Source organism: Bordetella genomosp. 1, assembly GCF_002261335.1.
In the GTDB taxonomy this organism is placed as follows: domain Bacteria; phylum Pseudomonadota; class Gammaproteobacteria; order Burkholderiales; family Burkholderiaceae_B; genus Bordetella.
The window spans coordinates 748,821-764,206 of sequence record NZ_NEVL01000001.1 but is presented as its reverse complement, the minus strand read 5'-3'; the positions used below and the strand labels follow the sequence as shown (position 1 = coordinate 764,206).

The 15,386-nt window shown below is 70.6% G+C and carries 15 protein-coding genes; 6 read left to right on the top strand and 9 right to left on the bottom strand.

What is annotated here, in order from left to right; genetic code table 11:
* The first annotated feature begins 99 nt into the window (after positions 1-99).
* Positions 100-810: a tellurite resistance TerB family protein gene (locus tag CEG14_RS03495; RefSeq protein ID WP_094824949.1), complete on the top strand. Its 711-nt coding sequence runs from the start codon at positions 100-102 to the stop codon at positions 808-810.
* 9 nt (positions 811-819) lie between these two features.
* Here the strand turns inward: CEG14_RS03495 and CEG14_RS03490 are convergent, their stop codons facing one another.
* The 3 genes from CEG14_RS03490 to CEG14_RS03480 form a co-directional block, all read right to left on the bottom strand.
* Positions 820-1,818, bottom strand: a complete 999-nt coding sequence (locus CEG14_RS03490) for a tripartite tricarboxylate transporter substrate binding protein (RefSeq protein ID WP_094824948.1) — start codon at positions 1,816-1,818, stop codon at positions 820-822.
* An 85-nt stretch (positions 1,819-1,903) separates the two neighbouring features.
* Entirely contained in the window at positions 1,904-2,791 is an 888-nt protein-coding gene (gene nadC / locus CEG14_RS03485) for a carboxylating nicotinate-nucleotide diphosphorylase (protein ID WP_094824947.1), read from the bottom strand.
* A gap of 115 nt (positions 2,792-2,906) precedes the next feature.
* The gene (locus CEG14_RS03480; RefSeq protein ID WP_094824946.1) at positions 2,907-3,893 is read right to left on the bottom strand and encodes an NUDIX hydrolase; all 987 of its coding nucleotides are present in this window, start codon (positions 3,891-3,893) and stop codon (positions 2,907-2,909) included.
* A gap of 126 nt (positions 3,894-4,019) precedes the next feature.
* On the opposite strand from CEG14_RS03480, the gene CEG14_RS03475 reads away from it, so the two are divergent.
* Positions 4,020-4,274 (top strand): hypothetical protein, encoded by a 255-nt coding sequence (locus CEG14_RS03475; RefSeq protein ID WP_094824945.1) that lies wholly within the window; start codon positions 4,020-4,022, stop codon positions 4,272-4,274.
* 15 nt (positions 4,275-4,289) lie between these two features.
* Here the strand turns inward: CEG14_RS03475 and CEG14_RS03470 are convergent, their stop codons facing one another.
* Positions 4,290-4,925, bottom strand: coding sequence for a winged helix-turn-helix domain-containing protein (locus CEG14_RS03470; RefSeq protein WP_094831008.1), 636 nt, complete (start codon positions 4,923-4,925; stop codon positions 4,290-4,292).
* A 397-nt stretch (positions 4,926-5,322) separates the two neighbouring features.
* Here CEG14_RS03470 and CEG14_RS03465 point away from each other — a divergent pair, with 397 nt between their 5' ends.
* A complete protein-coding gene (locus tag CEG14_RS03465) occupies positions 5,323-5,694 on the top strand; it encodes a helix-turn-helix domain-containing protein (protein ID WP_094824943.1) in 372 nt (123 codons plus the stop codon).
* 292 nt (positions 5,695-5,986) lie between these two features.
* Here the strand turns inward: CEG14_RS03465 and CEG14_RS03460 are convergent, their stop codons facing one another.
* Both CEG14_RS03460 and CEG14_RS03455 read right to left on the bottom strand, forming a co-directional pair.
* Positions 5,987-8,209 carry an outer membrane protein assembly factor BamB family protein gene (locus CEG14_RS03460; protein ID WP_143277163.1) on the bottom strand — a complete coding sequence of 741 codons (2,223 nt, stop codon included), beginning with the start codon at positions 8,207-8,209 and terminating at the stop codon, positions 5,987-5,989.
* 171 nt (positions 8,210-8,380) lie between these two features.
* On the bottom strand, positions 8,381-9,268 hold the full coding sequence (locus tag CEG14_RS03455) for a LysR family transcriptional regulator (protein WP_094824941.1): 888 nt from the start codon (positions 9,266-9,268) through the stop codon (positions 8,381-8,383).
* Positions 9,269-9,473: 205 nt separating this feature from the next.
* Between CEG14_RS03455 and CEG14_RS03450 the strand changes: the two genes are divergently transcribed.
* Together CEG14_RS03450 and nudC are read left to right on the top strand one after the other, a co-directional pair.
* Complete coding sequence (locus CEG14_RS03450; protein ID WP_256985583.1) at positions 9,474-10,448, top strand: Bug family tripartite tricarboxylate transporter substrate binding protein; 975 nt, start codon at positions 9,474-9,476, stop codon at positions 10,446-10,448.
* Positions 10,449-10,615: 167 nt separating this feature from the next.
* Entirely contained in the window at positions 10,616-11,383 is a 768-nt protein-coding gene (gene nudC / locus CEG14_RS03445) for an NAD(+) diphosphatase (RefSeq protein ID WP_179280526.1), read from the top strand.
* Between the two features lie 38 nt (positions 11,384-11,421).
* Here nudC and CEG14_RS03440 read toward each other — a convergent pair whose 3' ends face one another.
* From CEG14_RS03440 to CEG14_RS03430, 3 genes are all read right to left on the bottom strand, one after another.
* A complete protein-coding gene (locus tag CEG14_RS03440) occupies positions 11,422-12,360 on the bottom strand; it encodes a succinylglutamate desuccinylase/aspartoacylase domain-containing protein (RefSeq protein WP_094824939.1) in 939 nt (312 codons plus the stop codon).
* An 85-nt stretch (positions 12,361-12,445) separates the two neighbouring features.
* Positions 12,446-12,895: a GNAT family N-acetyltransferase gene (locus CEG14_RS03435; protein ID WP_094824938.1), complete on the bottom strand. Its 450-nt coding sequence runs from the start codon at positions 12,893-12,895 to the stop codon at positions 12,446-12,448.
* A 70-nt stretch (positions 12,896-12,965) separates the two neighbouring features.
* A complete protein-coding gene (locus CEG14_RS03430) occupies positions 12,966-14,315 on the bottom strand; it encodes a sigma-54 interaction domain-containing protein (RefSeq protein WP_094824937.1) in 1,350 nt (449 codons plus the stop codon).
* A gap of 284 nt (positions 14,316-14,599) precedes the next feature.
* Between CEG14_RS03430 and CEG14_RS03425 the strand changes: the two genes are divergently transcribed.
* Complete coding sequence (locus CEG14_RS03425) at positions 14,600-15,385, top strand: alpha/beta fold hydrolase (protein WP_094824936.1); 786 nt, start codon at positions 14,600-14,602, stop codon at positions 15,383-15,385.
* Position 15,386 lies beyond the last annotated feature (1 nt).

Genomic DNA, 15,386 nt, shown 5'->3' with positions numbered 1-15,386 from the left:
TTTAGCACGCCGTCCCTGATTACCGAAGCTGACAGCCATCTGAACTTTTGCAATGCAACAAGGTCAGAATGACGTTAGTCACTGTCACAGGAGCCCACCTTGAGTGCTCGTCAATTGCTCGATCAACTTCTCCAATCCGGCCAGAGCCTGGTCCAGGGCGCGGCCAGCCGCGCGAGCGAGGCCACGCAGGGCGGCGGCAACGGCTCGTTCCTGAAGGGATTGGGCGGTGGCGCGCTGGGCGCCGGCGCCCTCGGACTGCTGATGGGCAGCAAGAAGGCGCGCAAGGTGGGCGGCAAGCTCGCCGTCTATGGCGGCGTGGCGGCGGTGGGCGTGCTGGCGTATCGCGCCTATGACCAATGGCAGCGCAAGCAGGCCGGCGGCACGCCGCCCCAGGGCGTGGCTGCGGTGCCGGCCGCCCTGCCCCAACCGCAGACCGTGGACCGGCTCCCGCCCGCCCAGGTCGAGCAGCATGCCAGCGCCATCCTCACCGCCATGATCGGCGCGGCCAAGGCCGACGGCCATATCGGCCCCGACGAACGCCAACTGCTGGAGCAGGAGCTCACCCGTCTCTCCGGCGATGCCGCCGACCGCGGCTGGCTCGAGGCCGAGCTGGCGCGTCCGGTCGATCCGGCCGTGGTGGCGCGCGCGGCGCAGACGCCCGAAATGGCGGCCGAGATGTACCTGGCCAGCGTGCTGGTGGTCGACGAGGAAAGCTTCATGGAGCGCGCCTACCTCGACGAACTGGCGCGCCAGCTCAAGCTCGCACCCGACCTGAAGCAACAGCTCGAGGCCCAGGCCGCGACGGTCTGAGCCCGGGCCTCAATCGGCGTGCAGGCTGAGTTTGCGGGTGAGCTCGGCGAAGCGCGCGATGTCGGCATGCACCAGCCGGTCGAATTCGGCCGCGCTGGACGCCGTGGGCGCGAAGCCCAGGTCGAGCAGCGCGTTGCGCATCACCGGCTCGGCCACGATGCGCGCCACCGCCGCATTGATTTTGTCGACCACGGCCGCCGGCGTGCCGGCGGGGGCCAGCAGGCCGTGCCACTGGTCGAGCTGATAGCCCGGCATGCCGGATTCCGCCACCGTGGGCACGCGCGGCAGCAACAGCGAACGCTCGGGCGAGGTCACGGCCAGCGCCCGCAGCTTGCCGCTGTTGATGAAGGGCACCGCGCTCGAGGCCGTCACGATACCCACCGGCACCTGCCCCGACAGCACGTCGGTGAGGGCCGGCCCGCAGCCCTTGTAGGGCACGTGTTGCAGCGTGGCGCCGCTGGCGAGCTGCAGCATCTCGCCGGCCAGGTGTTGCGGCGTGCCGTTGCCGCAGGAGGCGAAGGCGAGCGGGTCTTGCGGCCGGCCGCGCGCGAGCGCCTGCGCCAGGGTCGCGTAGCCCGTGTCGGCGCGGGTCACCACCACCGAGGGCACGAACGCCACGTTGATCACGGCGGCGAAATCGTGTTCCGGCGAGAAATCGAGCTTGCGGAACACGCCGGGATTGATCGCGAACGAACTGTTCACCATCAGCAGCGTGTAGCCGTCGGGCGCGGCCTGCGCCACCGCGCGCGCGCCGATGTTGCCGCTCGCGCCCGGGCGGTTTTCCACCACCACCGGCTGGCCCAGCTCGGCGGCCAGCGCCGCGCCGATCTTGCGCGCCAACAGGTCGGTGCCGCCGCCCGGCGGGAACGTCACGACGATGGTGAGCGGGCGGGTGGGCCAGGCGGGCGCCACCTCGCGCGCCACCGAGGAGCCGCCGGCGGTGCTCAGGGCCAGCGCCGAAAGCGCCAGGGCGAGTGCTGCAAGAGAAAGCCACAGAGTACGTTTCATGATCGCAGGGTGCAGGCCGCCCCGGCGCATGCAGGCAGGCGTGCGCCGAAGGGTCCGCGAGGTCGGAAAATCGGAGAGAGTCGGTTCAGCTGTCCAGGCCGATGTCCAGCACGCGCGCGCTGTGCGTGAGCCAGCCCACCGCCATCAGGTCCACGCCCGTGGCCGCGATGCCAGGCGCCGTGTCGGGTGTGATGCGGCCCGATGCTTCGGTGATGGCCCGGCCATCGACCAGCGCCACGGCCGCGCGCAGCGTGGCGTTGTCCATGTTGTCGAGCAGTACCACGTCGACCTCGAGCGCGAGGGCTTCCTCGAGCTGCGCCAGCGTGTCGACCTCGAGTTCGATCTTGACCATGTGGCCGACCGCGGCACGGGCGCGCTGCACCGCCGCGCTCACGCCCCCGGCCAGCGCCACGTGGTTGTCCTTGATGAGCACGGCGTCGTCCAGGCCGTAGCGGTGATTGCTGCCGCCGCCCACGCGCACCGCGTATTTCTGCACGGCGCGCAGGCCCGGCAGCGTCTTGCGCGTGCAGGTCACCTTGCAGCGGGTGTGCGCGATCGCGTCGGCGATCGACGCCGTGGCCGTGGCCACGCCGCTCAGGTGACCGAGGAAATTCAGCGCGGTGCGCTCCGCGGTCAGCATGCCGCGCGCGGGCCCTTCGATCACCGCGATCTCACTGCCGGGCTCGAGGCGGGCGCCGTCGGCGAGCAAGGCGCGGAACGCGATCTCGGGATCGACCAGGCGGAACGCCAGGCGCGCGATGTCGAGGCCGGCCAGCACGCCGGCCTGGCGCGCCACCAGGCGGGTGCGGCCACGGGCCTCGACGGGCACGATGGCATCGGTGGTGATGTCGCCGGCGCGGCCCAGGTCTTCGAGCAGCGTGGCGCGCACCAGCGGCTCCAGCATGACGAGAGGCAGGGGCGGGACGCGGGCGATGGAGGCCGACACGGGGGACACTTCGGTTTTTATGCTCATTTTGAGTATTTAGAGCCGTAAAAAAAGGGCTGCTTGCCTGGGATGAACTTATGCTATTCCTGAGCATAAAGCCCTGTCAAGCCGCAGTGCAGCATCGTGTGGGGGTGGCGCGACGTCAGATGTGACGGGCGAGCGGCAGCTTGCTGCCGGCGATGGCGCGTTCGGCCAGCACGTCGCGGCGGAAGCGGAACAGCTTGGCGGGCCGGCCCGCGGTGCCCGTGGTCATGCCGCCCGCCTCTTCGACGAGGTCCTGCTGCTCGATGAGGCGGCGGAAATTCTGTTTGTGCAGTCCGCGTCCGGCCAGCGCCTCGACGGCGAGCTGCAACTGCAGCAGCGTGAACTCCGGCGGCATCAATTCGAAGACCACCGGACGGTATTTGATCTTGGCCCGCAGGCGCGCGATGCCGGTGGCCAGGATGCGGCGATGGTCATGGTGCATGGCCTGCCCCGGCAGCGCGGCCCGGGGCCGGGCGCCGCGCCGTTGCGCCTCGGGCACCAGCCCGGCCTCGAACAGCAGCTCGTAGCGCTGCAGCACCATGTCTTCGTTCCAGGGCGCGCCGTCCATGCCGAAGCTCAAGGCGACACGCTGCTGCCGTTGCGCGGCCGAGGCCGGGTCGTCCGCGCTCGCGACCCAGGCCTGCAGCGCCGGCTCGATCTCGCCGGTCAGCACTGCCGGGCGGCCCGCGCGCTGGTCTTCCCAGGGGAAATAGCGATACCAGTCCTGCCAGCCGACCTGCGCCACGCCGGTCTCGCCGGCTTCGCGGGTGAGGCCCAGGTAGCTGACCGAGATGACGCGCGATCCGGCGGCGTCCGACCGGTCGCGGTCCGCGAAGGTGTAGAGCTGCTCGACGTAGCCCAGCGGATGATGGGTCTGGGTTTCGACCCAGTCGCGCATGCCGGCCTGCAGCGAGCGGTGGCTCAGTTCGAACGGCCCGGCCGGCAACGCCTGGCCGGCGTCGGTGGTGAGCACGCGCGGCTCGCCGCCGGTCACGGCGACCAGCACGGCGACGAGCTCGGCGGAGACGGTGCGTTCGAAGGTATCGGTCACGGTGAGCGTAGCGTGGAGGCAGTCCCCATTATAGGTGGAGCGCCGGACCGCCATGCCGGCGCGCGCAAGGCCACGCACCTCCGCGCGGCACGGCAATTGCGGTCATGCCGGGATCGCTCAACGGCAACCGCCACACGCACTGATCGCGTGCCACGCGACTACCATTCCAAGGAGACCGCCATGACGCCCAAGACCATCAGCACCACGGTGCCGGCCGATCCGGCCGCCCCCGCCGCCCCGCGCGCCGCCGACCCGCGCAAGGGCACCGAAGAGATGCCCATGCCCAGCCAGACCGAGACCGTGGCCGGCATGCCGCGCGCGGGCCGCGTGATGAACGAGCCGGGCGACGCGGGCGTGATCGCCGGCGAAGACGACGTGCTCGACACCTCGCACCTGCCCGAGCCGGGCGAGGATTTCGAGCCGGAACGCCGCTAGGCGCACCGGCGCGGATCAGACCTCCGCGCCGAACATATAGCCCCAGCCGTGCACCGCGCGGATCGGCAGACGCACGTCGTGCTCCGCCGCCTTGCGGCGCAGGCGGCACACCAGCACGTCGACATAGCGCAGCCGGGTGCGGCCGCCGCGCTCGGGGCGCACGTCCACCACATCCATCAACTGATCGCGGCTCATGCGCCGGGTAGGCGCCTGCAGGAGCGCGCCCACCAGCGCGCGCTCGGTGCCGCTCAGGGGCAGGCGATGATTGTGCGGACTCACGAGCACCCAGCCGTCGTCCTGCAGACGCCAGGCGCCCGCGGGCTCCACCGGCGCCTCGGGCGCGAGCGCGGCCGGCGCGCGAGCCACCGGGGGATGCACGGCACGGCGCGCCAGGGCCTGCAACACGGCGGCCAGCTCGCGCTCGCCGACCCGCGCATCGAGGCAGGTGTCGACCCCGCACAGCAGGAGCTGCACGCGCACGTCGGCGGGCACGTCGTGGTTGATGGCCACGATGCCGAGCGGCGGATGCAGCGTGCGCAGGCGGGCCGCGGCGATGAGCACGTCGGCATGGCTGGCCGCCAGCACGACGTAGGCGCAGCGGTGCAAGGCGTGCTGCTCGAACAGCGCCCCGACGTCGTCGCAGGTCTTCACCTCGAAGCCTGACCGATTTACCCACGCACCCAAACGCGAGCGATCCTGCGCATTCGCGCACAACAACAAGACTCCGGGCGTAAGCGTATTCATGGCGATCTAGGCTGCAGGCAGGCGCGCGCCGCGCTGCGCCACGACCGACGGCTGCATGAAGCCACCGGGCCCGGGACGAAGCGCATATCCGGCCTTCCAACACGAACGTGTTTCAAAAGTAAAACACACTCGTGTAGTTAATGGAATAGCAGACAATGGTTTTATTGCGCGCAATAACCAATTTCTCCGGTTGTTTCGCTGAGGGAAAACCCTTTTATTTGAAGACCTTGCCCGGTGTGGATTACGCAGATTTCATATGTTTTAATTACTAACCAAAAAATGGCCGGACAGCTGCATAAACAGGGTGAGTACGTTTAGCGATCGTCTCCGTGACGCAAGGGCGCATCGCGGCTGGACGCAAAAAGAACTGGCCGAAATCAGTGGCCTGACGCCCAGTGCCATCGGCAACTATGAAAGCGGGCAACGGATCCATCCCTCCGGCACCGCGCTGCTCAAACTCGCCCAGGTGTTGAACGTTTCGCCGGTCTGGCTCGGCGAAGGCGACGCATCGGCCGTCCATCCCGCCCCCACGCCGCGTTATCCGCAATCCAGCAGCACCGATTCGCGCTGGCCGTTCCGGAATATCGATTTCGCGCGCTACTCGCAGCTCAAACCGCAGCAAAAACGGCAGCTCGAAATACTGGTCGCCGCCTATATCGAATCCTGTGGCGCCTGAGCCCGTTTGCGTCGCCCGACCCGGCGCGCCCTGAGTCCGCGTCCAGGCGGACGCGGCGCGGCGCATCGCGCCGTGCGCGCCGGCCGCTGCGGAAATCCCCTGCTGCATCGGTGCCCTCTCTGGTTGAGTCCACGAGCGGCTCCCTGCACGCGCCCTTCCGGCTTGCCTCGAATCCGTCGCGTTGCGCCGCCTGTTTCGGTTAAACCCTGAAACACATACGTTAAATTTTATTTCAGATTCGGCGCGCGATGGGGAAATCAATGTATCCGCGCCGCCGGGTGGCGGACGCGGGTCAGGGCAAGGTATAGGCGACCAGAAAATCGCCCGGCCGCGTCTTCATCGAGGGGTGGCCGCCGGCGGCGATCACCACATAGGGCCGGCCCTCCGCGTCCTGGTACGCCATCGGCGTGGCCTGCCCGCCCGCGGGCAGCCGGTCCTGCCACAACACGTCGCCGCTGCGCAGATCGACCGCGCGCAAGGCCTGCTCGCGCGCCGACACCGTGAACACCAGGCCGCTTGCGGTCAGCAATGCCCCGCCCGCCGTGCCGGTGGCGAGCGGAATCGGCACGAAGGAACGCAGGCCGAGCGGCACGGCGTCGTAGGCCGACCCCAGCCGGGTCTGCCACAGCACCTTGCCGGCGCGCAGATCCACGGCGGCCAGATGGCCGTAGGGCGGCGCCGCACAGGGCGCCCCCAGCGGCGACAGAAAGGGCGTGACCGACGAACGCTGCGGCCCGGCCGCGGGCGCGGCGCTGGCCAGCGGGTCGTACAGCGGCAGTCGCGCCCAGTTCAGCACCAGCACGCCGCGCTGCGGATCCAGCGCCGCGCCGCCCCAGCTCACCCCGCCCAGCAGGGCGGGCAGATCGAGATACGGGCGGGGGCCGGTGGCCGGCGTCGCATCCGCGTCCGACTGGCGCAGACGCAGGCGGCACCACAGCTGGTCGAAGGGCGCGAGCCCCCACATGTCGTCCTCGCGCAGCGGGCCGTCGCCGGCAGGGGCCGCCGGCTGCCCCGGCGGCGGCGCCAGCGGCTCGCCGCTGCGGCGGTCCAGCAGGTAGACCTGGCCACGCTTGCTGAGCTGCAGGACAGCCGGGACGGTGCCGTGCGGCCCCGCCACGTCGAGCAGCACCGGTTGCGACGCCACGTCGTAATCCCATTGCGAGGCCCGCGGCGCGCGGAAGGTCCAGCGCGCGCGCCCGCTTGCGGCATCCAGCGCCACCACGGCGCCGTAGAGATGCGTGCGCGCGGCACCCGCCGACAGGGTGGCGCCCGCATCCACGCTGCCGGTCGGCACGAAGACCAGGCCCAGCGTCTCGTCGGTGCTGATCGGCGCCCAGGCATTCGGATCGCTCGGCTGCGACGAGGGCGCGTCCTCGTCGGGGTCGACCGACCAGGCGTAGGCGCCGGTGACGGCGTCATAGGCGCGCACGCGGCCGCCCGGCTCGCCGACCGACTGGCCATCGCTGAGCCAGCCGCCCAGCACGACACGGCCGCGCACCACCTGCGGCGCCGAGGTGGCATAGAACGCGTGCCGTGCATTGCCCGAGCCATCCCGCAGGTCCACGGCGCCGTCGCGGCCGAAGCCGCGACAGGGCGCGCCGGTGCGCGCATCGAGCGCCAGCAGCCGCGCGTCGGCCGTGGCGCCATAGACGCGCGCACTGCAGGAGGCGGCCGGGTCGGCGCCCGGCACGGCATGAAAGGCGACGCCGCGACAGGCCGCGGCCGCGCCGGAAATTGCCGCACCGCCCTGTGGATCGTGGCGCCAGCGTTCGCGGCCGGTGCGCGCATCGAGCGCGATGAACACGTTGCGGGCCGAACAGAGATAGAGGCTGTCGCCCACCTTCAACGGCGTGACCTCAAGCCGGCGCGGCTCGGCGCCCTCTTCCCACTCGCCGGTGCGGTAGGTCCAGGCCACGCGCAGGCGGGCGACGTTGCCGGGCTGCACCGACGCCAGCGCGGCGTAGTGCGTGCCGCCGGCATCATTGCCGTAGTAGGGCCAGTCGGTTGCGCCCGCAACCGCCGGCGCGGCGGCGGCCAGGGCGGATGGCGGCGCCACCGGCGGCTCGCGGCCGGCCTGGCTGCGCAGCACGCCCGCCACCACGATGCCGGCCAGCGACACGGCCAGCGCCATCGTGCCGAAACGCAGCGCCCGATCGGCGTGCGCGCCGAGCCTGAGCCAGCGCATCACCGGCGGCAGCCAGAAAGCCATGCCGAGCAGGAACAGGAAGCCGAGCCGCCCGGCCAGGCCCCAGAAGTCCAGCCCCACCTGCCAGAGCGACCAGGCGAGGGTCCAGGCCAGCATGGCGCCGTAGGCCGCGAGGCAGCCGGCGTGACCGAGCCAGAGCAGGATGGCCGCGGCCAGACAGGCCGCGCCGGTACAGAGGAAGTAGGCGGATCCGCCCAACAGGAAAAGCTTCAGACCGCCCAGGCCGAGCAGGACGCCGGCCACGGCCAGCACGACGCACAGCCCCACTGCCACCACATTTCTACCCGACTCGTCGTCGACCGCAGACATGCCGCACTCCTCCCCCAGGCCGGGCCGCGTTCGCGGCCGTGAGCTGCCCATGCGGCTGCGTGGCCGGCACGGGTCGATTCTTACCCTCGGATGCCCGGCGCCGTGTGCTGCGTGGCCGCGCACGCCCAGGGGCGCGGCGCGTGGCCGGGTGCCACGTATGCTAGCAGAGGCTCAGGCGCCTCGCGCCAGTTGCTGCGCGGTGGCGACGGCCTGCAACAGGAAGGCGGACGTGTCGTCCTTACGCCAGCTCAGGATCACCGGGGACGTGAAGGCATCGGAGGCGATCGGCACATAGGCCAGGTCGGGCCGGTGCGCGCGCTGCACGGCCGCGGGCACTACGGTCACGCCGATGCCGGCGGCGACCAGGCCGAGCGCGGTCTGCAGCTCGTTGGCTTCCTGCACCACCTGGGGCGACTCGCCCGCCGCGCGAAACAGCCCCAGCACGTGATCGGCGTAATTGGGCCGCGGCCGCGCCGGGTAGAGCACGAAGGGCTCCGCGGCGAGCGTGGCCACCGGCACGCGCGCGCGCCGGGCCAGGCGGTGCGCCAGCGGCATCACGGCGACCAGCGGCTCGCTCATCAGTTCGAGCCGCTCGATGGCAGGATCGTCGAACAGGATGCGGCCGATGCCCAGGTCGATGTGGCCGCGCTTGAGCGCCTCGATCTGCGGCAGCGTCGTCATCTCGGTGAGCCCGACCTCCACGCGTGCATCCGCCTCGCGCAGCTGACGGATCAGCTCGGGCACGAAGCCGTACAGCGACGAGGGCACGAAACCGATGCCGAACCAGCGCGTGGCCTGGGCGCCGAGCCGGCGCGTGCCTGCCACCACGTCTTCGAGCCGGGCCGTGAGCTGCAGCGACTGCTCGTAGAAATAGCGGCCCGCCTCCGTGAGCCGCAGCGCGCGCGGCGCCCGCTCGAACAGTTGCACCCCCAGCTCTTCCTCGAGCTGGCGGATCTGCCGCGACAGCGGCGGCTGGGCGATGTGCAATACGGCGGCCGCCCGCGTGAAGCTGCCTTCGCGCGCCACCGCCTGGAAGTAGCGCAGATGCCGGAGTTCCATGATTGGGATACCCGAGAGGTATGGATGCCGACCAATATAGTCTTGGACGCTCGCGCCTGGCATGGCAATACTGGAATTCGTCCGCGGAGTGCCAATTCAGGTATGGCGCCATCCGCCGCGCCCTCCCCGCCGGGAGCGGCGCCCGCCGCCGCGCGCCAGCCTCACGGTTGCGCCGGCAACGATAATGACTGGAGACGAAGACATGATGTTCAAACACCGGCTCGCCCGCCTCGCGAGCGGACTGGCGCTGTGCGGCGCCACGCTGGCCGCCCAGGCCGCAGGCTATCCCGAGCGCCCCGTGAAATGGGTCGTGCCCTTCCCGCCCGGCGGCGCCATGGACAGCATCGCCCGCACGCTCGGCGAAGCGATGGGCCGTGAGCTCGGCACCTCGTTCATCGTGGAAAACCGCGCCGGCGCGGGCGGCAACATCGGCGCCGCCACCGTGGCGCGCGCCGCCCCCGACGGCTACACCATCATGATCGCGGCCAACGGCATGGCCGTGAATCCCGCGCTCTACCGCGACATGACCTACGACCCGCAGAAGGACTTCGCGCCGGTCTCGCTGCTCGCCGTGGTGCCGAACGTGCTGGTCACCAACCCCGCCCGCAACGACGTGTCCAGCGTGCAGGACGTGATCGCGAAGGCGCGCGCCAAACCGGGGCACTACAGCTACGCCTCGGCCGGGGTCGGCACCTCCATCCACCTGGCCGGCGAGCTGTTCGTGTCGCGGGCGCAGATCGACATGCTGCACGTGCCCTACAAGGGCAGCGGCCCCGCCATCGCCGATCTGCTCGGCGGCCAGGTCGACTACATGTTCGACAGCATCACCTCGGCCAAGCCGCACATCCAGTCGGGCAAGCTGCGCGCCCTGGCGGTCACCACGGCCAAGCGCTCGTCCGCCCTGCCCGACGTGCCCACCGTGGCCGAGGCCGGCCTGCCGGGCTACGAGCTGATGCCCTGGTTCGCGGCGTTCGCACCGGCCGGCACACCGCCCGAGGTGATCGCCCGCCTCAACGGCGCGATGCGCCAGGCCCTGGCCGATCCGAAGGTCAAGAGCACGCTGGATTCGATCGGCGCCGAGCCCATCGGCGGCAGCCCCGACGCGCTGCGCGACCACCTCGCCAAGGAGACCGCGCAGTGGGCGGCGCTGGTGAAGGAACGCAATATCAAGATCCAGTAGGCCGCGCGGGTCTTTGGGAAATCGAGCGGCCCGCCTCGCGCGGGCCGCGCTGCATTCGGCGCACGGACGACGGCCGTGCGCGGCGGCGGCGACAGGAATACACTAGCTCGCACAACACGCCGCCGGCGGCCACCGACCGACGCGATCGCAACATCGAGGACCCTGTCGTGAACTTCATCTTCCGCGGCGACGAGCTGCTGGTGCGCGAGGAAGGCATCGAACTGCCCGACGCCACCGTCTGTGAACTGCTGGGCGTGCGCATCGACACCATGCAGCAGGTCTGGCATCAGCGCCAACCCGACTACCGCACCACCCACATCGCGCGCGACGCGCAGGCACCGGCCGGCTACGCCTTCCGCAAGCTGCGCGCGCTGCTGTCCGAGCTGGGCGAGCAGGCCGGCGTGGCCGGCCGCGCCTTCCAGATCGCGGAGTGGGTGCGCACGCATCGCTACTGCGGCGTCTGCGCCACGCCCATGGTGCACGCGCATCACGAGCTGTGCCTGCAGTGCCCGGCCTGTGGCCTGCATTCCTACCCGCGCATCTCCCCCGCCATGATGGTGCTGATCAAGCGCGGCGACGAGATCCTGCTGGCGCGCCATGCGCGCTATGCCCAGGCGCGCTACACCGCGCTGGCCGGCTTCGTCGAGGCCGGCGAGAGCATCGAAGACGCGGTGCACCGCGAGGTCGAGGAAGAGGTCGGCCTGAAGGTGCGCGATCTGCGCTACTTCGGCAGCCAGTCGTGGCCCTTCCCGCATTCGCTGATGATCGCCTTCACCGCCGAATACGACGGCGGCGAGGTGCGGATTCAGGAGGACGAGATCGCCGAGGCGAGATGGTTCGGCCCGGGCGCCGCGCTGCCCGACATTCCGATGCGGGAATCGATCGCCGGCCGCATGGTGCGCGCCAACCTGCCGCCGGGCACCCGCGCCGACTGAGGCCACCGCCGGTGCGCGCACCGGCGGCCCTGCCGCGATCAGGCCGGCATCGTGAGATAGACGGCCTCGCGGCCCACGATCGGCACGCGCGCCGGCATGAAGATGGTGCAGTCATCGCACAGCGCGCGGATTTCCTCGTCGCCATTCACGGCGATGAGTTCGTCGCGGGCGAAGGTCTCGAAGCCCACCAGCGGCCGCACGAAACGGAAGTCTTCCGACTTGACCACGTGCACCTGCAGCAGCTTGAAGCGCTGCGGCGCCACGGCGGCCGGCGCCTGCGGCTCGATCAGCCCGAAATGCGCCAGGAAACGCAGCGTGGTGGCCGTGGCCAGCTCGGCGGCCGAGCGGGCGAAGTGCTGGCCGCACTCCACCACCAGCGATCCCTGGCTCGTGGGCGCATCGCCGCCGTGGCGGCCATAGCCGATCAGCGGCGATCCGGGGCCCTTGCCGTCCGGCATCAGCAGATGCACGTCGGGCGCGCCCACGGCCGTGGCCAGCGCCGCGTTGCGCGGCGAATCGTAATAGACCCAGAACGGCCGCACCGGCGCGCTGGTGGAATGGATGTCGAGCACCGCATCGGCGGCGTCGATCACCGGCCGCAGCTCGCGCGCGCGGCGCAGCTCCGGGCTGTCCTCGGCGCCGTCCAGCATGGCCGGCGTCCAGATGCGATTCAGGTTGTGCACCAGCTGGCGGTTTTCGTAGGGCCGTTCGGCGTCGAACGCCTCGTAGGCCTCGACGTGCGCGAAGCTGACCGTGAGCGTGCCGATCCTGGGCCGCACCTGGGTGTCGAGCAGATGCGTGGCGGCCACCATGCCACAGATCTCGTTGCCATGCGTGAGCGCATTGATCAGCACGTGTGGCCCGGGCTTGCCGGACTCGAAACGATGCACGTAATCGATGCCGGTGTTGCCCTTGCGATAGGCGGAGATGTCACGCGGCAGGACTTCGAGGGGCGGGGATACGGGGGCTGTGCTCATGGCTCCGGCGGGATCGGGTGGACGGGATGCCAGAGTAGCGCAAGCGCAGCCGCCTGGCTGCTGGGGCATGCCCGCGCACGCGTCGCTACAGCAGCTTCTGCATGAAGGCGCTGTGCGGGTCCGGCAGGTAGTCGCCGAAAGGCGCGCAGTCGACATAGCCGCTGCGGCGGTAGAAGCGCAGCGCATCGTCCTGGCGTACGCCGGTCTCGAGACAGACGCGTGCGATCCCGGCCTCTGCGGCCGCGGCCTCGAGCCGCGCCAGGATCTGCTGCGCCACGCCCAGCCCGCGCGCGGCGGGATCCACATACATGCGCTTGAGCTCGGCATACGCCGGCGTCAGCAGGATGCCGCCGCAGCCCAGCGCCTTGCCGCCCGCGTCGCGCGCCACCAGGAACACGATGTCGTCGCGACACAGCGCCTCGATATCCACGCCATGATGGCTCTCGGGCGGCGACAGCGGCATCTGATAGGCGTCGAGCGCATCGATCAGCGCCATCACGTCGGCGCGGCGGGGGGATTCTCGGTAGATCTCCAAGCGCGGGGTCCTCATGCGGAATGTAGTGGCGCAGGGATGATTGCACAGGCAACCATCGTTCGACAACACGTCAGTCTTCGGCGCTGGACGTGTCCGCGAGCAGGCGATAGAGATGGGCCCGGCTGATGCCGAGCCGCTCGGCAGCGCGCCGCTTGTTGCCGCCTGCATCGCGCAGGGCCTCGTGGATTTCGGCCTGCGCGAGCGTGCGCATTCGCCGCTTCAGGGGCGCCGCGTCCGTGGCCGCGCCCACCGCGGCGGGCATGGCCTGCGGCAGCGCCAGGGTGCCCGCCACCAGCAGGCGGGTCAGCACGTTCTCGAGCTCGCGCACGTTGCCGGGCCAGTCGTGGCCGCGCAGCCGGCGATGGTCCGCAGCCGACAGGACGGGCACGGGCTGGCCGGCCCGCGACGCCACCCGCGCCAGCAGGCTGTCGGCGAGCGACGCGATGTCGTCGCGCTCGCGCAGGCTCGGCACCTCGACGGCGAGCACGTTGAGCCGATGATAGAGATCGGCACGGAAGCGCCCCGCGCGCACCTGCGCTTCGAGCGATCGGTTGGTGGCGCACACCACGCGCGCGTCCACGCTCACCGGCGCCGTGCCGCCCACGCGCACGAACTCCCTGGCCTGCAGCACGCGCAACAGACTGCCCTGCAAGGCCAGCGGCATGTCGCCGATCTCGTCGAGAAACAGCACGCCGCCGGCCGCCAGCTCGAACTTGCCCGGCTTGCCGCGCTGGCGCGCGCCGGTGAAGGCGCCGCCCTCGTAGCCGAACAGCTCGGCCTCGATCAGCTCGCTCGGGATCGACGCGCAGTTGACCCACACGAACGGCCCGGCCGCGCGCGCCGACCGGGCGTGGATCACGTGGGCCGCCAGCTCTTTGCCCGCGCCGGTCTCGCCGGAGATCAGCACCGGAAAATCGTGGCGGGCGATCTGCTCGAGGCTCTCGCGATAGGCCGCCATGCGGGCGCCCTCGCCGACGATGTCCGCCATGTCGTATTTCGAGGTCCAGCGCTGGCCGTCCTGCGACAGCGACAGCTCCGGCTTGAACACACGCCCATAGGTCGACTTGAGCAGCGCCACGTCGGAAAACAGCGCGAAGCCGACGGCGCCCACGATCTGGCCGTCGCGCCGCACCGGCACCTGCTTGGTCACCAGCTTGTGGCCGCGCACCTCCAGCGGATAGCTGATCTGGGCCTGCCTGCCCTGCGCCACCAGATGCAGCTTGGTCGCCGGGCCGACCACCTCGGTGATGCCGCGCCCGATGAAGTCTTCGGGGCGGCCGCCCAGCACCCGGCAATAGGGTTCATTGATCAGCACGATGGTGCCGTGGGTGTCGACCACGACCAGGCTGTCGGAGACGTGGTCGAGCACCAGGCGCAGGAACTCCGCTTCCTCGAACACGTCCATGAAGCGCGCCGTCATTGCGTCTCCCTGCGGCCCGTCCGGGCCGTCTCCGAATGTCTCATTAATGCCGGAGACATGTATCCCATACACGACACCGGAGACACAATCGGGACCTACCAGCGTCGGACCAATCCGATTCGTGGCCGCTGTTCTCCCTCTGTGCACGCGGGAACGCCGCGTCCGGGACGAAACTGGCACGCACTTTGCATGGATGACGCGAGAGACGCGTCACCGCCGTCTCGCACCGCCCGGACGCGGCGCATCGCGCCGGGCCACAAGAAAATCACTACGGAGACGAAAACATGATGCAGACCGAGACCCTGGCGCTGGGCGACACCGTCGTACGCGTCGCCGGCGCGGGAGCGCCGCTGGTGTTCATCCACGGCTTCACCACCACCGCCGAATTCTGGCGCGAGCAGATGGCGCACTTCAGCGCCAGCCACCGCGTCGTGCTCATCAACCTGCCCGGACACGGCGCCGCGCCGCGCCCCGCGCAACGCGCGTACACGATCGCCGCCTTCGTGGCCGACGTGAATGCGGTGTTCGACGCCCTGGCGCTCGAAGGCGCGACGCTGGTGGGCCTCTCGATGGGCGGCACGGTGGCGCAGCAGTTCGTGCTCGACCATCCCGGCCGCGTTCGCGCGCTGGTGCTGGTGGGCGCCACGCCGCACGGCCTGGGGCCGGACGTGGACGCCGACAACGTGCTCGCCGCCATCGAGTCGCTCGGCGTGGTGGCGGCGAGCCAGCGCGTGATCGAGCGCTCCTTCGGCAGCGCGGCGAGTGCGGCGCTGCTGGCGTTTGCGCGCGAAGAGGTGGCACAGACGCCGGCCTTCGTGGCCCGCCAGGCCATCGCCTCGCTCAACGCCGCCGACTCGCGCGCACGGCTGGGCGAGATCACGGTTCCGACGCTGGCGATCGTGGGCGAGGAAGACATCATCACGCCGGTGTGCGAATCGGAGGCGCTCGCCGACGGCATCCCCGGATGCGGCCTGGCCCTGATCCCGCAGGCCGGCCACTTTCCGATGCTCGAACAGCCCGCGGCGTTCAATCGCGTGCTGGCCGCGTTCCTGGCGCAACGCGCCCGTTGAG

Bases quoted from the DNA above. Each gene is read 5' to 3' on its own strand.
- CEG14_RS03450 (WP_256985583.1), top strand. From the start codon at position 9,474: ATGTTCAAACACCGGCTCGCCCGCCTCGCGAGCGGACTGGCGCTGTGC.
- nadC (WP_094824947.1), bottom strand. From the start codon at position 2,791: ATGAGCATAAAAACCGAAGTGTCCCCCGTGTCGGCCTCCATCGCCCGC.
- CEG14_RS03490 (WP_094824948.1), bottom strand. From the start codon at position 1,818: ATGAAACGTACTCTGTGGCTTTCTCTTGCAGCACTCGCCCTGGCGCTT.
- CEG14_RS03430 (WP_094824937.1), bottom strand. From the start codon at position 14,315: ATGACGGCGCGCTTCATGGACGTGTTCGAGGAAGCGGAGTTCCTGCGC.
- CEG14_RS03460 (WP_143277163.1), bottom strand. From the start codon at position 8,209: ATGTCTGCGGTCGACGACGAGTCGGGTAGAAATGTGGTGGCAGTGGGG.
- CEG14_RS03475 (WP_094824945.1), top strand. From the start codon at position 4,020: ATGACGCCCAAGACCATCAGCACCACGGTGCCGGCCGATCCGGCCGCC.
- CEG14_RS03455 (WP_094824941.1), bottom strand. From the start codon at position 9,268: ATGGAACTCCGGCATCTGCGCTACTTCCAGGCGGTGGCGCGCGAAGGC.
- CEG14_RS03480 (WP_094824946.1), bottom strand. From the start codon at position 3,893: ATGGCGGTCCGGCGCTCCACCTATAATGGGGACTGCCTCCACGCTACG.
- CEG14_RS03440 (WP_094824939.1), bottom strand. From the start codon at position 12,360: ATGAGCACAGCCCCCGTATCCCCGCCCCTCGAAGTCCTGCCGCGTGAC.
- CEG14_RS03425 (WP_094824936.1), top strand. From the start codon at position 14,600: ATGATGCAGACCGAGACCCTGGCGCTGGGCGACACCGTCGTACGCGTC.